The sequence below is a fragment of the Hyphomonas sp. CACIAM 19H1 genome (assembly GCF_003325995.1).
Classification (GTDB): Bacteria; Pseudomonadota; Alphaproteobacteria; order Caulobacterales; family Hyphomonadaceae; genus Hyphomonas; species Hyphomonas polymorpha.
In genome coordinates this window covers 1,292,650-1,313,075 of sequence record NZ_CP016437.1, presented here as the reverse complement: position 1 = coordinate 1,313,075, position 20,426 = coordinate 1,292,650, and the positions used below count along the sequence as shown (strand labels likewise).

General features: G+C 63.0%; 24 protein-coding genes. 8 read left to right on the top strand and 16 right to left on the bottom strand.

Translation table 11 applies throughout. The features are described from left to right. Window positions 1-314: 314 nt before the first annotated feature. The gene (locus BBF93_RS06400) at window positions 315-962 is read left to right on the top strand and encodes a 50S ribosomal protein L25/general stress protein Ctc (protein WP_035599505.1); all 648 of its coding nucleotides are present in this window, start codon (window positions 315-317) and stop codon (window positions 960-962) included. Between the two features lie 84 nt (window positions 963-1,046). Further along, complete coding sequence (gene pth, locus BBF93_RS06395; protein WP_035599504.1) at window positions 1,047-1,658, top strand: aminoacyl-tRNA hydrolase; 612 nt, start codon at window positions 1,047-1,049, stop codon at window positions 1,656-1,658. Between the two features lie 157 nt (window positions 1,659-1,815). Here pth and phhA read toward each other — a convergent pair whose 3' ends face one another. From phhA to BBF93_RS06340, 11 genes are all read right to left on the bottom strand, one after another. Further along, a complete protein-coding gene (phhA, locus tag BBF93_RS06390) occupies window positions 1,816-2,691 on the bottom strand; it encodes a phenylalanine 4-monooxygenase (RefSeq protein ID WP_114105353.1) in 876 nt (291 codons plus the stop codon). 49 nt (window positions 2,692-2,740) lie between these two features. After that, on the bottom strand, window positions 2,741-3,010 hold the full coding sequence (gene fliN / locus BBF93_RS06385; RefSeq protein WP_114105352.1) for a flagellar motor switch protein FliN: 270 nt from the start codon (window positions 3,008-3,010) through the stop codon (window positions 2,741-2,743). Then, window positions 3,007-3,417 (bottom strand): hypothetical protein, encoded by a 411-nt coding sequence (locus tag BBF93_RS06380; protein ID WP_035599500.1) that lies wholly within the window; start codon window positions 3,415-3,417, stop codon window positions 3,007-3,009. The genes fliN and BBF93_RS06380 overlap by 4 nt, the downstream gene beginning before the upstream one ends. After that, complete coding sequence (locus tag BBF93_RS06375) at window positions 3,417-4,370, bottom strand: FliG C-terminal domain-containing protein (RefSeq protein WP_114105351.1); 954 nt, start codon at window positions 4,368-4,370, stop codon at window positions 3,417-3,419. Before BBF93_RS06375 ends, BBF93_RS06380 begins: the two co-directional genes overlap by 1 nt. Further along, window positions 4,370-5,038: a hypothetical protein gene (locus BBF93_RS06370; RefSeq protein WP_114105350.1), complete on the bottom strand. Its 669-nt coding sequence runs from the start codon at window positions 5,036-5,038 to the stop codon at window positions 4,370-4,372. Before BBF93_RS06370 ends, BBF93_RS06375 begins: the two co-directional genes overlap by 1 nt. 95 nt (window positions 5,039-5,133) lie before the next feature. Continuing rightward, entirely contained in the window at window positions 5,134-5,406 is a 273-nt protein-coding gene (locus BBF93_RS06365) for a DUF1153 domain-containing protein (RefSeq protein WP_035599569.1), read from the bottom strand. Window positions 5,407-5,675: 269 nt separating this feature from the next. Then, window positions 5,676-6,767, bottom strand: coding sequence for a phosphotransferase (locus tag BBF93_RS06360; RefSeq protein ID WP_035599487.1), 1,092 nt, complete (start codon window positions 6,765-6,767; stop codon window positions 5,676-5,678). After that, window positions 6,764-7,387, bottom strand: a complete 624-nt coding sequence (locus tag BBF93_RS06355) for a hypothetical protein (RefSeq protein WP_114105349.1) — start codon at window positions 7,385-7,387, stop codon at window positions 6,764-6,766. Before BBF93_RS06355 ends, BBF93_RS06360 begins: the two co-directional genes overlap by 4 nt. A 20-nt stretch (window positions 7,388-7,407) precedes the next feature. After that, window positions 7,408-8,214: a pyrroline-5-carboxylate reductase gene (gene proC / locus BBF93_RS06350; protein ID WP_035599480.1), complete on the bottom strand. Its 807-nt coding sequence runs from the start codon at window positions 8,212-8,214 to the stop codon at window positions 7,408-7,410. Between the two features lie 9 nt (window positions 8,215-8,223). Beyond that, complete coding sequence (locus tag BBF93_RS06345) at window positions 8,224-8,727, bottom strand: YbjN domain-containing protein (RefSeq protein ID WP_114105348.1); 504 nt, start codon at window positions 8,725-8,727, stop codon at window positions 8,224-8,226. Between the two features lie 111 nt (window positions 8,728-8,838). Then, on the bottom strand, window positions 8,839-9,093 hold the full coding sequence (locus BBF93_RS06340; protein ID WP_035599466.1) for an accessory factor UbiK family protein: 255 nt from the start codon (window positions 9,091-9,093) through the stop codon (window positions 8,839-8,841). Window positions 9,094-9,168: 75 nt separating this feature from the next. Between BBF93_RS06340 and lgt the strand changes: the two genes are divergently transcribed. The 4 genes from lgt (at window position 9,169) to BBF93_RS06320 (ending at window position 12,682) form a co-directional block, all read left to right on the top strand. After that, entirely contained in the window at window positions 9,169-10,116 is a 948-nt protein-coding gene (gene lgt / locus BBF93_RS06335) for a prolipoprotein diacylglyceryl transferase (protein ID WP_233349295.1), read from the top strand. A gap of 70 nt (window positions 10,117-10,186) precedes the next feature. After that, the gene (locus BBF93_RS06330) at window positions 10,187-10,537 is read left to right on the top strand and encodes a DUF6713 family protein (protein ID WP_035599462.1); all 351 of its coding nucleotides are present in this window, start codon (window positions 10,187-10,189) and stop codon (window positions 10,535-10,537) included. A 25-nt stretch (window positions 10,538-10,562) separates the two neighbouring features. After that, window positions 10,563-11,609 (top strand): class I SAM-dependent methyltransferase, encoded by a 1,047-nt coding sequence (locus tag BBF93_RS06325; RefSeq protein WP_114105347.1) that lies wholly within the window; start codon window positions 10,563-10,565, stop codon window positions 11,607-11,609. Window positions 11,610-11,677: 68 nt separating this feature from the next. Continuing rightward, window positions 11,678-12,682, top strand: coding sequence for an LLM class flavin-dependent oxidoreductase (locus tag BBF93_RS06320; protein WP_114105346.1), 1,005 nt, complete (start codon window positions 11,678-11,680; stop codon window positions 12,680-12,682). On the opposite strand, the gene panD is transcribed toward BBF93_RS06320, so the two are convergent. Then, window positions 12,676-13,032, bottom strand: coding sequence for an aspartate 1-decarboxylase (gene panD / locus BBF93_RS06315; RefSeq protein WP_035599562.1), 357 nt, complete (start codon window positions 13,030-13,032; stop codon window positions 12,676-12,678). The two genes, BBF93_RS06320 and panD, sit on opposite strands and share 7 nt — an antisense overlap. A gap of 200 nt (window positions 13,033-13,232) precedes the next feature. Here panD and BBF93_RS06310 point away from each other — a divergent pair, with 200 nt between their 5' ends. Together BBF93_RS06310 and BBF93_RS06305 are read left to right on the top strand one after the other, a co-directional pair. Then, entirely contained in the window at window positions 13,233-13,769 is a 537-nt protein-coding gene (locus tag BBF93_RS06310; RefSeq protein WP_114105345.1) for a pseudouridine synthase, read from the top strand. Between the two features lie 103 nt (window positions 13,770-13,872). Then, window positions 13,873-15,159, top strand: coding sequence for a mechanosensitive ion channel family protein (locus BBF93_RS06305; protein WP_114105344.1), 1,287 nt, complete (start codon window positions 13,873-13,875; stop codon window positions 15,157-15,159). Between the two features lie 60 nt (window positions 15,160-15,219). Here the strand turns inward: BBF93_RS06305 and BBF93_RS06300 are convergent, their stop codons facing one another. The 4 genes from BBF93_RS06300 to BBF93_RS06285 form a co-directional block, all read right to left on the bottom strand. Continuing rightward, window positions 15,220-17,244 carry a peptide MFS transporter gene (locus BBF93_RS06300; RefSeq protein ID WP_114105343.1) on the bottom strand — a complete coding sequence of 675 codons (2,025 nt, stop codon included), beginning with the start codon at window positions 17,242-17,244 and terminating at the stop codon, window positions 15,220-15,222. Between the two features lie 144 nt (window positions 17,245-17,388). Next, window positions 17,389-18,063: an SOS response-associated peptidase gene (locus BBF93_RS06295; protein WP_114105342.1), complete on the bottom strand. Its 675-nt coding sequence runs from the start codon at window positions 18,061-18,063 to the stop codon at window positions 17,389-17,391. Window positions 18,064-18,102: 39 nt separating this feature from the next. Further along, window positions 18,103-19,479 (bottom strand): glutamate--cysteine ligase, encoded by a 1,377-nt coding sequence (locus tag BBF93_RS06290; protein WP_199288438.1) that lies wholly within the window; start codon window positions 19,477-19,479, stop codon window positions 18,103-18,105. Between the two features lie 94 nt (window positions 19,480-19,573). Beyond that, window positions 19,574-20,347: a 16S rRNA (uracil(1498)-N(3))-methyltransferase gene (locus BBF93_RS06285; RefSeq protein WP_114105341.1), complete on the bottom strand. Its 774-nt coding sequence runs from the start codon at window positions 20,345-20,347 to the stop codon at window positions 19,574-19,576. Window positions 20,348-20,426: the final 79 nt, after the last annotated feature.

The window sequence follows — 20,426 nt, the reverse complement described above, 5'->3', positions numbered from 1 at the left end:
GGTACGGTACGGTACGGTCGGTCGGTCGGTCGGTCGGTCGGTCGGTCGGTCGGTCGTCGTCGTCGTCGTCGCGCGCGNGNGNGNGGGNNNGCGCAACATTTCCTCAAAATGCTGGACTCGCGGTGACGCCGCTCCCCCTCATCCCCAACCCCTTCTCCCAAGGGAGAAGGGGCTTTCCCCCCCTGCCGCCTCCGCTTGCCAATCCGGCGCCCATCCCCTATACGCCCCCGTTCAGAAAGGGCGGCGCTAGGCCGTGCCTGTCAGGTTCCGACCTTACCTAAGGGAAGGCACGGTCCAGGGCGAAAGGAAAACAAATGTCCAAAACTCAGATCGTATTCAATGTCGAAGTGCGTGAGCGCGTTGGCACCGGCGGCGCCCGTGAAGCCCGCAACAACGGCCTCGTTCCCGGCGTCCTCTATGGCGGCGACATCGACCCGGTGGCTATCAGCCTCAAGAAAAACGAAGTGATCAAGGCGATCGAGACGGGACAGTTCCTGAACTCAACCGCAACCCTGATCCACAAGGGCGAGCGCCAGCTGGTGATCCCGCAGGGCATCCAGATGCACCCGGTTTCCGACCAGCCGATGCACGTCGACCTGCGCCGCGTGAAACTTGACCAGATCATCAAGGTCGAGGTTCCGGTTCACTTCAAGGGCCTCGAAGTTTCGCCGGGCCTCAAGAAGGGCGGCACGCTCAACGTCGTGCGCCACTCGGTCGAACTCAACGTTCCGGCTGGCAAGATCCCCGAAGCCCTGGAAGCCGACGTGTCGGCCCTGGAAATCGGCGACAACGTGAAAATCTCCTCCATCACCCTGCCGGAAGGCGCCGAACCGGCGATCACCGACCGCGACTTCACCATCGCGACCATCGCTGGCCGCGGCGGCAAGCAGGAAGTTGAAGAAGAAGCACCGGCTGCCGATGCAGTGCCCGCCGCAAAGGCCGCTGCTCCGAAGAAAGACTGATCTCTTTCTGGACAAGTCAGGGGCCGCCAGTCACAAGCTGGCGGCCTCTTTGATTCTGAGGCGACCTGTCAGGAGCGACCCGCCATGCTGATCCTCTCAGGCCAGGGTAATCCCGGCGCCAAATACGCCAAGAACCGGCACAATGCCGGCTTTATGGTGATTGACCGTATCCACGATGCCTATCGTTTCGGCCCGTGGCGCGCGAAGTTTGACTCAGAGATTTCCGAGGGCACCATCGATGGAAAGAAGGTGCTACTGATGAAGCCGCAGACCTTCTACAATGAAACCGGGCGCGCGGCATCAAAAGCGCTGACCTTCTACAAGCTGCAGCCTGAAGACGTGACCGTGTTCCATGACGAGATTGATCTGGCGCCGGGCCGCCTGCGCGTGAAGCGCGGCGGGGGGCATTCGGGCAATAACGGCGCGCGCTCGATGATGGCGCATATCGGCGAGAACTTCCGCCGCATACGGATTGGAGTGGGCCACCCCGGCGACAAGGCCATGGTGATGCCGCATGTGCTGTCAGATTTCCACAAGGCGGACCTTGAATGGTTCAATCCGATGACGGACGCCATCTGCAAGGCCCTGCCCTTTCTGCTGGCGGGCGACGATGAGCGCTTTCAGACGGAAGTGATGCGCCTGGCGCCTGCGCCCAAGCATGATCCCAAGCAGACGGCGCGCAGGGGCGAGGCGTAGGTTTCCAAGCTATCTGTTTCCGTCACTCTCGATGGCCAAAGGCCATCTGAGAGCCTATCTCCCGGCATCACCGCTGGCACCAAGGATGGTTCGGGAGATCGGCACTCAGATGCGCTACGCGCATCGAGTGTGACGAAAGAAGCAGGAGCGTGTGGAGCTAACGACCCTTGCGGCCGCCCTTGCGGAAATAATCCAGCGTGCCGCGCGTGATCACCTCATCGCCCGACGCCAGCTCATGCGCTTCATAGTCCGGCAGGCCCTTCACTTCGGCATACACGTCGCCGAAATCCTTGTAGCAGGTTTCGAGCAGGGCTTCGAAGCTGGGGATGACGAAATAGGTCTGCTGGAAATCATCAATGATGTATTTCGTCCGCATAAGGCGTTTCAGGTCAAAGCCGATGCGATTGGGGCTGGCGTCTTCCAGCGCAAAAACGGTTTCCTGCGGGCTGGAGAGGATGCCCGCGCCATAGATGCGCAGCTCTCCCTCCTCGCGGATCAGGCCGAACTCGACCGTGTACCAGTAAAGACGCGCAAGGTTATGCAGCTGGCCCAGGCGCATCGCCCGCTGGCCGCCCTTGCCATAGGCTTCCATGAAATCGGCGAACACCGGATTGGCCAGCATCGGCACATGGCCGAAGATGTCGTGGAAAATGTCCGGCTCCTGAAGATAGTCGAACTCTTCCTCCGGCCGGATGAAGGCCCCCGCCGGAAAGCGGCGGTTGGCGAGATGGTCGAAGAAAATCTCGTCCGGCACCAGTTCGGCCACCGGCACGACGCGCCAGCCGGTCAGCGCTTCCAGCTTGTCTGACAGCCGGCCCATATGCGGAATGCCCGAGGGGGAGAGTTCCAGCTGGTGCATCGCATCCAGCGCCGCCTGCGAGGCGCGGCCCTTGGTGATCTCCTTCTGGCGGCGGAACAGACGGTCCCACCGGTCATGCTCGGCGGGCGAATAGGTCTCCCACGCCTGGTCGATGGTGAAGTCAGCCGCGCGCGGGGCACCGTGATAGCGATTCTTTGCAAAAGCAGTGTCCATGGGCGCGAGTATACGCCTGAACGAAAATTAGTTCCAGATGTAACTAATTTCAGGCTGCCTCAGGGCGGGAATCGATGATTTCCGAGAGGGTGACGCCCAATTGCCCGTCAGAGACGACCAGCTTGCCCCGCGCCACGAGGCGGCCGGAGACGTAGATATCCACAGGTTCGTTGGTGTGGCGCTCAAGAGCGACGATTTCGCCAGGCGAAAGCGCCAGCAGCTCCTCCATCGGAATGCGCGCCTCTCCGAGCACAACATCCACGCGGACGGGCACATCCAGAAGCATCTTCTCAAGCGCGGGATTCTTCGGCTCGGTCATTGCCCCATCCTTCGCCCGGCTTTGGGGGCGTTGTCCAGCGTTTCGCTGAGGTCTCTTGTGAGGCCGAAGAGGTCGCCCTGCCCGTCGAGCAGCCTTTGGGCAAGGCCGGTGACGGTGCCGCGGAGGGGCGCGCTGGTGGCCTCATCAAAGGCAGCCGAATCCAGAAGCTGCATCACCTTCAACAGATCCGAAAGAACTTCCCGCATGGTGGCGGAAACCCGGTCCAGCCGGTCGAGCGTTTCCTGCGCCTCCTGACGGGAGACTTCTGCGAGGGTATCGGCGCGCACCCTGGCAATCAGCGCCACGACATCCTCTGCCGACAGGCGCACTTCTCCGGCATCAGCGGGCGGCGCGGTGAAATCGCTGCGAAAATCGAACGGGGAAAGAAGGTGGGCAGCCTGGGTCATCACTCGACAAGCTCATCCTCAACGGCGCCTCTGGCGGCGCTGCCCCGGATATCACCGCGCTGGATCAGCTGGCGGGCAAGCGTGACGATTTCGTGGCGGGCGGCGTCTATCTCGCTGCGGCGCAGCGGGCCGAGGCCGGCGATTTCCTCGCGCAGCAATTCGCCCGCCCGCTGGGTCATGTTTGCGAAGAAGGCAGCGGCTGTGGCCTCGCGCGCGCCTTTCAGCGCCACAATCAGCGCGCCCCTGTCTACAGCCGACAGCAGCGTCTGCATGCCGCCGGCATCAAGCGCGGCAAGATCATCAAAGGTAAACATCAGGGCACGGACTTTCTTGCCCGCGCCCGGCTCAGCGCTTTCCAGCGCAGCGAGGAAAACGGACTCAGCCCGCGTATCCATCTGATCGAAGATGCGGGCGACGCGCTCATGCCCGCCGCGGGTGCCTTCACAGGCCAGCGTGGGCAGGCGGCGGGTGAGGTAGTCTTCCAGGCTTTTTACGGCAGCGGGGCTGGGCGCGCCGAGATGCAGCAGGCGCTGCATCGTCTCCACCGCCAGCGACGGCGGCAGGGCCCGCAGGATGCGCGCCGATGTCTCGCTGGAAAGACGCGACAGGATCAGGGCAACATTTGCCGCCCGCTCCGGCCGCACCAGAGCCACGAGCGTATCGAGAGGGAGCGCGGACAGCGCCGACCAGACATCCTTGTGCCGGTGCAGGCTGCTGGCCGGGAACTGTTCCGCCTGGCCGAAGCGGCGGGTGGCGTCTGCGAACAGACGGGCCGCATCGGCCTCGGCGGCCGGGTCATCGGCGAGACTATCCATGGCGGCAGTCAGCTCTCGTGTCTCGGCTGGGGACAGCTCGGCCCAGATGCCGGCAGCTTCCGGCCCAAGGGCGCGCATGAGCCGGGCCGCGCGGAGGGTTCCGGCGTCGATATCGGAGGAGAGCGTGGCCGGCAGCATCAGGAGGCTTCCTCCCGGTCGCTCATCCAGCCGCGCAGTACCGCCGCGGCCCGCGCAGGATCACGGCGGGCGAGGTCGCTCGCCTCCGGAACCGGAACCGCCGCCCGCGGTTTCAGGGGGCGAAGCGACTCTGCACGCAGATCGGCCGGAGCGCGCTCAGGTTCGCGGGCCGGTATAGCGGCGAGGGGCGCGGCCGCCCGGTAGAGGGTCGCCAGCGCGATACCCGCAGAGATCAGGGAAATTAGACCGAGCGCGCCAAGCTCCAGCCAGCCAGCGGCGTCCGGCCGCCCGGGCAGGCCGCGCGCGAATGTGGCCTGTTCGATGATCAGCTTGTCGCCGCGCTTGAAGTCGAGCCCTGCCGCTTCGGGCAGGATGCGCTGCAGATCGCCGGCAAGGGGCGCGGCGGGCGCGTCCAGCAGCACGAATACGGTGCGGCCACCGTCGGCGTTGAAAGCTATGGAAATCCGGGAATTGCCGGGACCGGCAATGGGGTCAATCAGGGCGGCGAGAGAGGTTTCGGCCGGGCTGCGCGGTTCGGCAGGGGCGCCCGTCAGCAGGCTGGAGGCCCGCCAGACACACAGGCAGAGCGCCAGAAACAGGGCCGCAAGCGCTGCAAGCCGGACGAAACGCCCTGCTTCCAATCCGCTGCCTGCCTGCCTGAACGCCATCAGCCCCTCCGAACGGCCATAGACCTGAGGCCCTGGCACATCCGGAGAGGCTAGAATCCTGGCCCTAAGGCCGGGTTAACGTAGCTAATACCAGATTAACGCCGGTATTGCTGAAGGCGGGTGGTCCGCAGACCCTTGGCACCGTGACGGGCATAAAGGCGTTCCCACGCTTCATATTCCTCGTCGGTGAGGTTGTAGCGTTCGCAGGCAGCTTCCCGGGTGAGCAGGCCACCAGTGACGGCAGCGACGACCTCAGCCTTGCGGCGGGTCACCCAGCGGGAAATGTTCGGCGAAGGCAGATCGGCCAGAGTCATCTTCTGGCCGTCCGGCCCCTTAACGCTGATGGGGCGAGCGTTCTGCATGTCCATGTGCATTACCTATTCCTGGCGATGGCACGACTCCCGGCTTCTCCGGGGGTCCGTAAGGTGCACCATACACACACGGCCTTAAGCCCTGCCCTAACCTCGAAAGTCAGTTTGGCAGGCTCTGTTAGGACAGTGTTTGGAAAGCTGTTTCAGCGCGGGACGAAGGCGGGATTCCTGCCTTTTTGCTGCCCGGAAGATGACAACTCGGAAAGAAAAACCGCCCCACGAGGGGGCGGTGTTAACGGCGCGGATCAGGAAATGAACGCTTCGGCTCAAACCAGCGTTCGCAGCAGCTCCAGCGAGCTATTGTCGCGCACCTGGGCGCAGTGACGGCGCAGCATGGTGAGGAACATCTCGTCGCCGCGTTCGGTCTGCTTCACCAGCATCGCGGCGGCAAAAGCCACCGAGATTCCATAGAACGCAAACCAGCGATAATGCTGAAGGAGATCTTCAAAGCTGTAATTGGTGACGCCTTCGGCTTTCAGGCAGTCATGATAGTAGCGCAGCAGCTCCATCTCATGTTTCGGGCGGTCTTCGCGCGTCAGGCCCGCGCCGATGAAATAGGCCACATCGTTGGCGGGCGCGCCCTTGCCGGCCGTCTGCCAGTCGACCACGGCCAGCGGCTTGGTGGCGCCGGGCGGGCCGAACAGCATGTTGTCCAGCCGGAAGTCGGAATGCGTCAGCGCGAAGGGGCCGGTATAGACATCGCCCCATTTGGTGAGGCTGCCGGCATAGGCGTCGCCGATCTCGATGATGTCTTCGTTGATATGGGCGGCGTAACGCTGCTTGAATCCACCCCAGAGCGCGGCAACCTGTTCCGGCCCAAGGCCCGGCGGAGGCGCCTTGGCGGAGCCCTGAAGCCAGTCATAATCGTCCAGCGTGGGATCTTCCCAATGGGCCGCATGCAGCACGGCAGCCGCAGACAGGGCAAGCTTCGCCTCAACCGGATGACAGCCCTTCAGCTGGTCGCCCTGCACGGAGGGCGACATGTCTTCCATGATCAGCGCAAAGCGGTTGGTTGCCTCGTCATAATCCGTATACAGCGCGTTTGGCGTGATACGCCCGGCAACCTTCGGGAAGGTGCGGTAGAAGAACACTTCGCGCTTGTAATGGTTGAGCACCTTTGCGGTGGCGAGGCTGGCTTCGCTGGCCGATGGGAATTTGCCTACCAGCGTCTTAGGCGCGCCGGGTCCAGCTTTGGCGTATTCGAAGACAAAGCGCACATTCTCGCCGATCTGCCCTGTGCCGATCGATTTGGAAGTCAGCGACTTCACTTCGGCATCAATGCCGATCTCCGCAAACAGCGTGTTGAACCACTCGGGCCCAAGCTCCAGCGGATTTGTGTCCAGTCCGGGACGGCTCATTCTTCCCCCTTGTCAGGTTTTTCTGTTGTTTCTGTCGTCTCTGATTTTCCGGTGAACCGGCGCAGCTGTCCGAGGCGGTCTTCGGCATGGCGCAGGCCCTTGTCCAGCGCGGCCATGGTGAGGGCAAAGTCTGCGCTTTTTTCCCGGCGCCAGGCGCGTTCGGTGCTGGCAATTACGAACGCGATCGCGATGCGCTTCAGGCTGGCGGGTGCGCCGCTGTCATCATCGAGACCTGCTGACGCCAGCGCCCACGCCGCGCTGGCATGGCGATGCCCCGGCAGGCGCACGACATGGCTGAGCGATGCTTCCCGGAATTTCATCAGCTCACGGAGGCCGGGCCGGTAGGGCTCCATCGCCTCGAAGCGTTTCATGATCACGTCAAAAAGACGCTCCCGGCCCGATACATCCTCAGGTACCCCATCGGCAGACATGGCCCGGTCAAAATAGCCGTCCATCGCCTCGACGATTTCCTCGCGGCCACCGGCGCCGTGGAACTCCTGCAGCGTAAGACCCGCCTTCGCGGCGATCTCTGCCAGCGTGATCTGTGACCACGGTTTCTCCGCAGCAAGCTCCAGCGCGGCCAGCAGTCCGGTCTCGATGACTGAATGGGCGGCGGGCACCGGAACTCCTCCTGTTGAGGTCAGTCCGCCTCTTGTGACAGCTGCCGGTCTCGGTTGGCGGCTGCGTTCAGGGCGTCCTTGAACAAGGCGGGCATCCCACCTGTGTCCATAAGGATGTCAAGAGCCGCCTGGGTGGTTCCGCCGGGTGAGGTGACGGCTTTGCGAAGCGCTTCCGGGGTGTCGCCGCTTTCCGCCATCAGGGCGGCCGCGCCTTCCACCGTGCGCCGGGCAAGGCTCATGGCAAGGTCTTCCGGCAAGCCCTGGGCCACGCCGGCCTGCGCCATCATCTCAGCCAGAAGGAAGATGTAAGCTGGCCCCGAGCCGGAGAGCGCCGTGACCGCCGACATCATGTCTTCCGCCACCGGCCCGTGAACTTCGCCGAGCGGGGCGAGCAGCTCGCGCGCGGCCGCAAGGTCTGATGGCTTTGCCGCTTCCGGCGCAGTGAACACTGTCACGCCGCGCCCGATAGCGCCCGGCGTGTTGGGCATTGAGCGGATCACCCGCTCTGTACCCAGCCGGCGAGACAGTTGCGCCAGACGCACACCCGCCATGATGGAGATCGCCACCGACCCGGGGCCCACAAATGACTTTGCCTGTTCGGATACAGCCGCAAACTGCTGCGGCTTCACCGCCAGCACGATGATGCTGCTTTCAGAAGGCGCGGGATTGAGCTGGATGCGCCCCTGATCGGCCAGCGCCCTGATCTCGTCTCTGGGGGAAGGCTCGACCACGGATATCTCCCGCGCCGGGCCTTTCAGCCAGCCATGCAGCAGCGCCGAGCCCATACGGCCCGCGCCCACAAGGGTCAGAGACGCTGCCTTGCCCACCGCCTCAGCTCAGGCTTCGCCGTGGGTTTCAAACATCACCGCATCAATGGCGTCGCGCGGGGACTTGCCAGCCCAGACAAGGAAGTTGAATGCCGGAATGAACCGGTCAGCGGCGCTGACCGAAGCGGCCATCACAGCGCGCACTTCGCCGTCGGACAGCTCGTCGCGGCCCTCCATCGGGAAAGTGTAGCGGAAGACGATCACGCCATCATCCGCCCAGAAATCGAAATGGCCGAGCCACAGGCGCTCATTGGCCAGCATCACCAGCTCGTTGATGGCGACGCGCTTGCTCTCCTGGGGCTTCACATCAAGCGTCATGGAGTAGTGAACGGCAGCTGGCTCAGGCCGGTAGGCGAACAGCGCGCCCATATCGCCCCAACGTGTTTCGGCGACGACCTGCAAGGTGCCCTCATCGTCGCGCTCGGCAGGCCAGCCGGCGGCTTCAAGCACATCTTCAACAACATCCAGGGGGTCGATCACTACAAGATCGCTGCGGCTAAGTTCCAGGCTCATCTTGGGGCCTCCGCGTTGAGATTTATACACGCTGCCGGATTCGCTCCCGAAATCCAACAGCACTCAACGCCGGGCGCACCGGCGATGTCAAAGTTCATAAGCAGTTAACGGTCAGCTTTCAGTGGATTTTCCCGCTTCGAGCGCAGCAACCCGCGCCTCCAGAGCCTCCACACGCTCCAGCGCTGCCGTAGCGATGGCCTTCAGCGCTTCCACTTCATCGCGCCCGGCAAGGTCCATATCCGCGATCAGGGCCCGCACCCGGGCCTGCGCCGCAGTCTTGGCTTCCTCGCCCGCTGCGCGGGCCGCGCCGAGGGCGCCGGTCATCAGGCCTGCGATGTCATCAAGCAGTGGATTTGTGCTGGCCATGCGGCTACTCCTTCGCGCCGGGTGTGCTGGTGGCCTATCAGATAAGGTGCCGGCCAGACAGGGAAAAGACGCCGCATGACCGAACTGCTCGCCGCACTGACGATTTTCATGGGCGATACCGCTCTGAAATTTCCCGAATGGAGCCCGGCGCTCTTTTCCATCGACTTCAGTTTTCTCGGCCTCGGCACCTTCCATCTGCGCTGGTATGCGCTTGGCTACATCGCCGGCATCGGCCTTGCCTGGTGGTATGGTAGCCAGCTGCTGAAGCGGCCGGAGCTTTTCGGTGGCACCGCGCCGCTGACGAAGGACGGCCTTGATGACCTGATGTTCTGGATCATCATCGGCATCATCCTGGGCGGGCGGCTCGGCTATATCCTGTTCTACATGGTGCCCTACCAGATGGACGTTCTGGCGGCTGATCCGATGGCGATCCTGCGTATCTGGGATGGCGGCATGGCCTTCCATGGCGGCATTGCAGGGGTTGTGGTGGTTCTGGCCTGGTTTGCCATCAAGCGCGGCGTGAACCTTCTCTCCGTGGGCGACATTGCCGGGGTGACTGCCCCTATCGGCATCGGGCTCGTCCGCATCGCCAACTTCACCAATGCCGAACTCTACGGCCGCCCCACCGATGCACCTGTCGGCATGGTATTCCCCGAAGGGTATGTGCCCGGCTCCACCCCGCCAGCCTACAATTGGGAAACGGGCGACTGGGTGTATCGCGGCGACGAACTCGCCCGCCATCCCAGCCAGCTTTACGAATCCGTGCTGGAAGGCTGGCTGCCGCTGCTGGTGCTGTCGATCCTGATCTGGAAGTTCGGCGCCCTGAAACGCCCTGGCCTGGTGGCAGGTCTGTTCCTGCTGTTTTACGGCTTTGGCCGGTCGATTGCCGAGAACTTCCGCGAGCCGGATTCCTTCGTCAGCGGCTTGCCCGGTTGGCTGACCATGGGCATGATCCTCTCCACACCGATGTGGCTCGGCGGCGCCTGGCTGGTCTGGAATGCGCTGCGTCCCCGAAAAATCTGAGTTTACAAAGAGTTAATCGGCCGACATAGATGACTTCTGGGCTCCTGAGCAGTTCGGGAGGGTTGGCGATATGGGTACTCAAAGCCTTTACAGGCTCACAGCGGCATGCCTGATCACGCATGAGCTGGAACTTCTCCTCCTGCGGGAGGGGCATATCTTCCATGGCGCCGCCACACCGCTTGGCCAGGCCCTGCTGTGTACGCATCTGGCCATCGTGCTGGGCCTGCTCATCGTCGCCGAGGTTAGCCGCAGCACCCTTATCCGCGCAGGTCTCTGCGTGTTTGCGGTGCTGCATGTGGGCCTGCACTGGCTGTGCCGGCATGATCCCGTCAACTCAGCGGCCTCGATCGTTTCCTGGGTGCTGATCCTGCTGGCGGGCGTGTTCGGAGCGGCCTATCTGGTGCCGCAGAAGGCGCGCTAGGCGCCGCAGACGCTTCAGGAATGCCATGACCCTTGAAGAAAGGCTGATCCGCCTGATCGAAACCGACGGCCCGATCCCGCTATCGGCCTACATGCAGATCGCCCTGCATGATCCCCAGGATGGGTATTACGCCGTCCGCCCCGGTCTTGGCCGCGACTTCACCACCGCGCCGGAAACCAGCCAGATCTTCGGCGAACTGATCGGTCTCTGGATCGTGCATGAGTGGCGCGCCCTGGGCGAGCCGTCTCCGTTCAACCTGGTCGAAATCGGCCCCGGCCGCGCGCTGCTGCTGCATGATGCCCTGAAGATGGCAGCGCTCGCGGGCGGACAGGCTTTCCTGGACGCCTTGCAGCTGACCCTGATCGAGCCCAGCCCTGCCCTGCGCCTCGTCCAGACCGAGCGCCTGCAGCGCTTTGCCCCGCAATTTGTCAGCCAGCTTTCCAGCGTGCCCGCCGGGCCGATGCTGCTGGTGGCAAACGAATATCTCGACTGCCTGCCCGTGCGCCAGTTCCACCGGGATGGCGAGCGCTGGCGGGAATGCGTGGTCGGCCTGTCTGCCGAAAGCCGTCTCGTGATGGGCCTGGCAGCAGACGAGCCTCGCCCACCGATGGGCACGGCGCTTACCGGCAATGTGGTGGAAGTGCAGTCCGGCCTCGACCTGATCATCGCCGACCTTGCCACGCGCGTGGCCCCGTTCCGCGCCCTGTTCGTAGACTACGGGCCAGCAGACCGGGCGCCCGCCGATACGCTGCGCGCCTACCGGGAAGGCCGCCAGGTTTCGCCGCTTGAAGCGCCCGGCCTCTGCGACCTGACGGCGGATGTGGACTTTGGCCGCTTCGCGCGCCTCGCGGCCTCTGCCAATCTGGATGTCAGCGGCCCCACCCCGCAGGGCATGTTCCTGCTGGGCCTTGGCGCGCAGGCCCGTCTCAACCAGCTGATCAAGGCCAATGAGGACGAAGCCGAAGCGATCTACACGGCCGCCCAGCGCCTGATCGATCCGAAGGAAATGGGCGAACGGTTCAAGGCCATCTGCCTGTCCTCACCCGGCCTGCCGAAGCCGGCGGGGTTCTGACGCCGCGACAGCCTTGGGATCAGCGCTCGAATGCCTATCTAGTGCGGACTATCCTGAAGGAGCCTGTCTTGGCTGAAATTTCCCTGCTCGAACTTGGCCGTGTGCGCGAAGGCTTCACCCGCGCCGATGCCCTGCACGAAGCCCGCCGCCTCGCCCAGCATGCCGAAGCCTGTGGCTACAAGCGTTTCTGGGTCGCCGAGCATCACAACATGGCGGCCGTTACCACCGCGGCCACATCTCTAGTCATCAGCCATATCGCGGCCGGCACCAAAACCATCCGCGTCGGCGCCGGCGGCATCATGCTGCCCAACCATGCGCCCTACATCATCGCAGAACAGTTTGGCACGCTCGAAGCGCTCTATCCCGGCCGGATCGATCTTGGCCTTGGCCGCGCGCCCGGCACCGACCAGCTGACCCTGCGCGCCCTGCGCGTGCATCCGGAAGAAGCCGAACGCTTCCCGCAGGATGTCGTGGAGCTGCAGATGTGGCTCGGCCCCGTGCAGGAGGGCCAGCGGATCGAGGCTGTGCCCGGCTCCAACTCCAATGTCCCGCTCTGGATTCTCGGCTCCAGTTTGTTCGGTGCCCAGCTCGCCGCAGAGCTTGGCCTGCCCTACGGCTTCGCCTCCCACTTCGCCCCGCAGGCGCTCGACCAGGCCCTCGCCACTTACCGCTCGCGCTTCAAGCCGAACGAGAAGATGGCAAAGCCCTATGCGCTGATCGGCGTGAACATCATCGCGGCGGAAACCGATGAAGAGGCCCGCTACCTTGCCACCTCGCAGCAGATGTCCTTTGCCAACCTGGTGCGCGGCCAGCGCAAGCTGACCCAGCCGCCGATTGACGACATCGACACCTACTGGACCCCGCAGGAACGCGCCCAGGCCTCCGCCATGCTGAACTTCAGCATCATCGGCGCCCGGGATACCGTCCGCAAAGGCATAGACGCCCTGCTGGAACGTACGCAGGCTGACGAGCTGATGATCGTGTCGGACATGTATGATCCCGAAAAGCGCCGCCGCTCGGTCGAGATCATTGCTGAGGTGATGGGGAAAAAGGTGGGCGCGTCCGCTTACTGAGCGCGCTTGATCTCGTTGCCTTCGCCCAGCAGCACCACTGTCGGGGCATGCTGGCGGGCTTTTTCCGCCTCGACGCCGCAGAAGGCCGCGATGATCACCGTATCGCCAACCGCGAAGTGACGCGCCGCCGCGCCATTGACGCCGATGGTGCGCGACCCGCGGGGGGCCTCCAGCGCATAGGTCTGAATGCGCGCGCCATTGGTCACATTCCAGATATCCACCTTCTCATGGGGCAGAATGCCGGAAGCATCGAGCAGATCCTGATCGATGGATACCGAGCCTTCATAGTGCAGATCACACTGGGTGACAGTGGCGCCATGAAGCTTTGCTTTGAGCATGCTGAGGATCAAGATCGGCCTCCAGAACATCATGAGCGCTTTTGCTCATAACGAGAATATGGGGTCGCCCCATCGCGGAGCAAGGGCTTATTGCATTGCAATATGCGGGCCGTAAAGCCGCGGTATGTAAACAGATACATTACCTTTTCGGCAGGCAACGCATTGGCACAGGGCCTTTACGGAGGGGTATATCCCGAGGCAAACGGGCGGCCATGACCCTTATCCTGCTTAACAAGCCCTATGGCGTCCTCAGCCAGTTCACCGATGAGGGTAGCGGCAAGCCGACGCTGAAGACATATATTCCCCTGCCCGGCGTCTACCCCGCCGGCCGGCTGGATTTTGATAGCGAAGGCCTTCTTATCCTCACCGATGACGGGCGCGAGCAGACCCGGATCGCCGACCCGAAACACAAGATGCCGAAAACCTACCTGGCACAGGTCGAGGGCATTCCCTCGGAAGACGCCCTCGAAACGCTCCGCCGCGGCGTTGATCTGAAAGACGGCCGCACCCGCCCCGCACGCGCGCAGATCATCCCAGCGCCCGAAAATCTCTGGCCGCGCGATCCGCCCATCCGCTACCGGAAATCGGTGCCGGACACGTGGATCGAGCTGACGATTACCGAGGGGCGCAATCGCCAGGTACGGCGGATGACGGCCGCTGTGGGCCACCCAACCCTGCGCCTCATCCGCATACGGATTGGAGAATGGGACGTCGGCAAACTCGCGCCTGGCGAGTGGCGCCGAGCGTAAAACACCGGAAAAACTGAAAAAATACAGCCCCAGCGGTTAACATTGTCACCTTCAAGGCCTAGGTGCCAGCGCAGGAAACCGAATCCAGGCAAGGGGACTGATAATGACGGCTCCACCCGTGGTGAATGAACTTGGCAGCTGGTGGGACCGCAACGCGCCCGGCTGGGCAACCGATGCGACCGACTATATCGCCAGCATCTGGAATGAAGGCGCCTATGGGCTGACCTTCGGTCAGATCATCACCGTGTTCCTGATCATGGGCTTTGTGATCATCGTGCGCGGCCTGTTCGCCCGCACGCTGGTCGTCTGGATCACAAACTGGGCGGCGGGGTCGAACACGAAAATCGACGACGCGCTCGTCAAGGCGATTTCCACCCCGCTGAAGATTATCCCGATTGTCGCCGGCATCTATGCCTCGATCCAGGTTCTGGATGTCGACCCCACCGTTGAACTCTATGCCAGCCGCATTATCCAGTCGATCGTTACACTGACGATCTTCTGGTCGCTCTCGCGTGCTGCACGCGTGCTCGAATATGTGCTGGGGGATGTGAAGCAATCCCTCTCCGGCCCCGCTGTGGACTGGATGATCAAGGCGTTGCAGTTCATTCTTGTTGCGCTTGGCCTTGGCGCCGTGGCCCAGCAATGGGGCATCGCGGTAGCCCCGCTGCTCGCTGGTCTCGGCGTGTTCGGCATCGCCGTTGGTCTCGGCGCGCAGGATCTTTTCCGCAACCTGATTTCCGGCCTGCTCATCATTGGCGAGAAGCGGTTCGTTCCCGGCGAATGGATCCTTGTTGATGGCGTGGTCGAAGGCACAGTGGTGCAGATCAATTTCCGCTCCACCCTGGTGCGCCGGTTTGATCAGAGCCCGGTCTATGTGCCCAACTCGAAGCTGGCCGATGCCGCCGTCACCAACTTCACGCGCATGACGCATCGGCGCATCACCTGGGCCGTGGGCGTGGAATATTCCACCACCGTGGATCAGCTCAGAGCAATCCGCCAGGAAATCGAAGACTGGCTGATGAACGATGACCGCATCGCCAAGCCTCCCGAAGTGGCGCTCTTCGTACGCGTCGACAAGTTTAACGCCAGCTCGATCGATTTCCTCATCTACACCTTCACCAAAACCACCATTTGGGGCGAGTGGCTGAAGGTGAAGGAAGATTTCGCCTATGCCGTGATGGACATCATCGAGCGCAACGGCGCCGCCTTCGCCTTCCCGAGCCAGACGATCTACTTGAACCAGCCCGACCCGCCGGAAATCATGACCCCGCCGGAAGGCAGAAGCCCCGCCAACCGCCTGCCGCCGCCCTCCAGCGGCCAATCCGGCGCGCAGGGCTCCACCAGCGCAGAGGCATCGTCAGACAGCGAACTCGGCGAAGGCAACAGCTGAAACGCAAACGGGGCGCCCCATCGGAGCGCCCCGTTTCTTTTCCGGCAGCCATCGCTGCGTTCAGTTATGCCCGACGGAGTCTGTGCTCAGGGGGCGCTCCTCGATGTGCGTTTCCGCCATCCAGCGCTTCACGATGGGAGCCATCAGCAACATCAGGAAGCCGATGACCATGCCGATGTATCCGATGGACGAGAACACCTGGATATAATTCGATTTGGCGCCTGCCACATCGATAATCTGTCCACCGACAGTTTCTGCGCCTGCCGCTGCCGCGATCACGCCGGACATTGCGTTGCCCAAGCCTGAATAGACAAACCATGCGGCCATGAACAGGCCGACCAGAGAGGCTGGCGCCAGCTTCGTCATGGCCGAAAGGCCGACGGGCGAAAGCATCAACTCGGCCATCGTGTGGATCCAGTAAATGGCGAAGATGAAGAATACCGGCGTCAGCGCCGCGGCCCCGACACTGGACATACCGCCGACCAGCACGAGATACCCAAGCCCCGCCCCGAACACGCCAATGGCAAATTTCACCGGCGTTGACGGCTCCCAGCCGCGCCGCGCCAGCCACACCCACAACCAGGCCACAAGCGGCGCAAACAGGAAAATGAAGCCCGCATTCAGCGACTGGAACACCGGCGTGGGGACATTCCATCCGAAGATGTTGGTATCGACCAGACGGCTCGTCACCAGCGTCAGCGAAGAACCCGCCTGCTCAAACAGTGACCAGAACGGGATCTGCGCGATGGCAAAATACACCGCTGCCCACATCCGGGTGCGCGCCGCGCCTTTGAGGCGGATTATCGAGTAGCCGATCAGGGCCACGAACATGCCGATGCCCGTGATCATTGCCAGCGTATTGACGATCCCGGCATTCATCAGCAGCGCGACAGACACAGCCACGATCAGCAGGGCCGAAGTGTAGCATGCCGTTTCGATGGTAACCACGCCAAGCACCTTCTCGCGGAGCTTTTCCGGCGAAGGTGGTTCTGCCTTCCCGTCCAGCCAGGGTTGCCCCCACTGGAATACGATCAGGCCGAACAGCATGCCCAGCCCTGCGGCGCCAAAACCCCATGCCCAGCCATAGACGATGCCGAGGATACCGCAGGTCCAGGTTGCGAGGAACGAACCGAGGTTGATCCCCATATAGAACAGGGTGAACCCGCCATCGCGCCGCGGGTCACCTTCCGGGTAAAGATCACCAACGATTGTGGAAATGTTCGGCTTGAGGAAACCGACACCGGCAATGATAAGTGCCAGCGAGATGTAGAGAATGTTCACGTACAGCGACTGCTGAACAACCACTGTGGAGTAAGATCCGTGCTCAAACACGGCAACCGGTGAGGACGTGTCCGGCTGGCCCGCTGTCGTTGCATCGGCCAGCACGAGGATGTCGGTTTCGCTCCGCTCGACCAAGGGCACCATCTGGCCGAGGCGCTCGACCATCATGCCTTCATCGGTTTCTTCAACGTGGAGCCGCTCGCCGTTCAGGACAAGAACAGTCTCAGGCTCAGGACCGGCACAGCCAAGGTTCACCAGCGCGCAGATGTTCTCGATGAAGCCGCGCGTGCGGCGCTGGATTTGGTAATCGCCCACGCCGGCATCATCGACAGGCAGAATGCGCTCATCGCCCAGCGTTGCAAACTGCGTGGAGTCGAAAACCACCCGGCGTGTTTCGCCCTCATAATCCACAAACAGCTGGCGGCGGTTATCCCGGCCCTCTGCCTGAACTTCAAAATTGCCTGCTGAGGTAATCAGCGTCTCGCGCGATCCGCTGCCCTCAAATGCCATCCCGAAATGGCCAAGCACCAGCAGGATCGCCCCAAACGTCACCGCCTTGCGCTGGCCAAGATACTTGTCTGACAAGACCCCGCCGACAATCGACATGATATAGACCAGCGCAATATACGCGCCGTAGATCACGTTCGACCGCTCGTCCGAAAACAGGAAATGCTGCGTCAGGTACAGCAGCAGCAGGCCGCGCATCCCGTAATAGGAAAAGCGTTCCCACATCTCGGTGAGAAAGCAGATTACCAGTCCCCTCGGATGACCCAGAAAGCTCTTTTCCGAAGGCGGCACAGTCATATCTGTCACGTGTAGGCTCCCCAGCGCACTGAAACTCTATGCCGGCGCGCCGTGGCGGGCCGAATTGTGTCAGAGGTTTGACCATGCCCCGCCCTGCCGCTCAAGGCAGTTTCTGCCGTTAGGTCCGATAGATGCGGTCGCCGCTTACACCTCGTCCAGCAATCCGGGGTAATTATTGCTCACCTTGCCAACCGCCGGGCCAATCGGCCAGGCATCCATATCCTCATTCGGGAAGGGCTCGAACAGGCCGGAGGGATCGCCGGAACGGGGGTGCAGCCAGTGGTCATAATCCTCCGGCCGCAGGATCACCGGCATCCGGTCATGGATACCCGCGGTGAAGTCATTGGGTTTGGTCGTCAGGATGGTGAAGCTCTGAAGCTCCGAGCCATCAATCAGCGCGGCATCCCACAATCCCGCCAGGCAGAAATTACGGCGATTGCGCAGGCGAAAGACAAACGGCGTCTTCGTCTTTCCCTGCACCGACCATTCATAATACCCCGATACCGGCACCAGGCAGCGTTTGTGCCGGAACGCGCCGCGAAATGCCGGCTTCTCCGCCACCTCTTCGGCCCGCGCATTGATGCTGATCGCCCGCCATTCCTTCAGCGGTTTGGTCCACCAGCTCGGCACCAACCCCCAGCGCATGGGCGCCATCTCGCGGGCAGATCCATCGTAATTGAGGCGCACAATCGGCTGAATGGCCGTCGGCGCGATGTTCCAGTTCGCCTCGGGCGGCGCCACGCCGGGAATGGACAACACACCCAACCAGGAGAAAAACTCCTCCCAGCTCACCTCTTCGCGGAAATACCGACCACACATGGATTTCAGGCTACCGGGCGCCTCCGGCGCGCGCCAGTCTCAATAGGCCTCTTCGGCGAACACCTTGCGCACGTCGCGGTTCCACGGCCCGTAATAGCGTTGCAGCAGGCGCTCAGCCGGTGTCACGCCCGAGGCGGCAATCTCGTCCAGCCCGGTGAGGAAGCCCGTTTCATCGTCGCCCGCCGCAGACAGAACGCGCCCTTTGAGGCCCGCCCGGCTGATCTCCAGCACGTCCTTTGCCAGATCCTGCATCGTCCGCCCGCCAGGAACCGGCGTCTTCAGGCCCAGGGTGCGCACCGACTGGCGCATTGCCTCACGCTCTGCCGCGCTCCAGCCTTTGACGAGGTCCCACGCCGCATCCAGCGAAGACTGGGAATAGAAAAGCCCCGTCCAGAAGGCAGAGAAGGCGCACAGCCGGTCCCATGGCCCGGAATCAGAACCGCGCATTTCCAGGAACCGCTTCAGGCGCACTTCGGGGAAGATGGTCGAGAGGTGGTCGGCAAAATCATCCATCGCCGGTTTCTCGCCCGGCAGGATGGGCAGCTTGCCCTCCAGAAAGTCACGGAAGCTGAGGCCGGACGCATCCAGATACTTGCCGCCCCGGCGCACGAAATACATCGGCACATCCAGCGCGTAATCCACATAGCGCTCAAACCCGAACCCGTCCTCGAACACGAAGGGCAGCATGCCCGTGCGGTCCGGGTCGAGGTCCGTCCAGATATGCGAGCGATAGGAGAGGAAGCCGTTCGGGCGCCCCTCAAGGAAGGGCGAATTGGCAAACAGGGCCGTGCCCAGCGGCTGCAGCGCCAGCGACATGCGGAACTTCTGAACCATGTCGGCTTCCGAGCCGAAATCGAGGTTCGCCTGCACGGTAGACGTGCGGAACATCATCTGCCGGCCAAGGCGGCCCACCTTGTCCATATAGGCGGTCATGATCTTGTAGCGGCCCTTGGGCATCACCGGCGTTTCCGCCATGCTCCAGATGGGGCTCGCGCCAAGGCCGATGAAGCCGATGCCCAGCGGCTGGGCAATCTCGCGCACCTCGGTCAGGTGGCGGCCCACCTCCACGCAGGTCTCATGGATGGATTTCAGCGGCGCGCCGGAAAGCTCGAACTGCCCGCCGGGCTCCAGGCTCACGCTGGCGCCGTCCTTCTTCAGGCCGATCAGGTATCCGCCTTCAAGGATCGGGTCCCATCCGAACCGGTCCCGCATGCCTTCAAGCATGGCCAGGATCGAGGCTTTGCCCTCATAGGGCAGCGGTTTCAGGCCATCCCAGATGAAGCCGAATTTCTCGTGTTCGGTGCCGATTGCCCAGTCGCTGCGGGGCTTTGAGCCCCCTTCCATATACTCGACCAGTTCGTGCTTGCCGGAGATTCGCGGCGAGGCTTCGTCGATGTCGCTCATTGGCGTGGTCATCGCGGCGCGCTCCTGAAACAGTTTGTCCGGAGCGGGACATAAGGCTGAAATGGGGCAACGCCAACGGGGGAATGCAAAATCTTGAACGGAGGCGTCATTTTCCCCAATCCCCGCACACCGCCTGCCACAGCGTCATCGCCGAGATCGCCGCCGTCTCCGCCCGCAGGATGCGCGGCCCAAGGCTCACCGGATAGGTCTCCGCCCGTCCGCGCAGGAACGCCCGCTCGGCCGGGGTAAACCCGCCCTCCGGCCCGGTCAGGATCGCGGCAGGGCGCTCTTTCAACTCCACCAGCACTTCCAGCATCGGCCGCGCCCGGCCCGCCTCTCCGCCCCAGGGCGCCCCGGCCTCGTCGCCCGCCTCATCACAGAAGATCACCGCCATGCCCTCCGGCAGGGCGCCCAGCGCCGCGTCGAGCGTGGCTGCTTCGAGGATCTCCGGCAGGTCCAGCCGCTCGGTCTGCTCGGCGGCTTCCAGCGCGATCTTGCGGAACCGGTCGGTGCGCACGGTTCGCGTCTGGCTCCGCTCGGTGAGGACGGGCACCATCCGCGCGGCGCCCAGCTCGGTCGCCTTCTCGATGATCAGGTCAGTCTGATCCTTCTTCACCGGGGCAAAAAGCAGGGTCAGATCTGTCCGGATTTGTCCATCTTGTGTCCGGATTTGTCCTGTGGGTGTCACTTCCGCGCGCTTGCCGGATGCCTTTCTGACCGCCGCTGTCCACTCCCCGTCGCGCCCGTTGAACAGGCGCACCGGCGCGCCATCTTCCAGCCGCAGCACGCGCAGCAGATAGTTCGACTGCTCGTCATCCAGCGCAATCACACCAGATGTCAACAGCGGCGCATCAACATAAAGACGGGGGATCGTAGCCATCCCCGCGCTATAAGCTGCGCCTGCGCCCCTGTTAAGGTGTGGCCTTTGCGCAACTTCCTGTGGTTTTGAAATCACAACC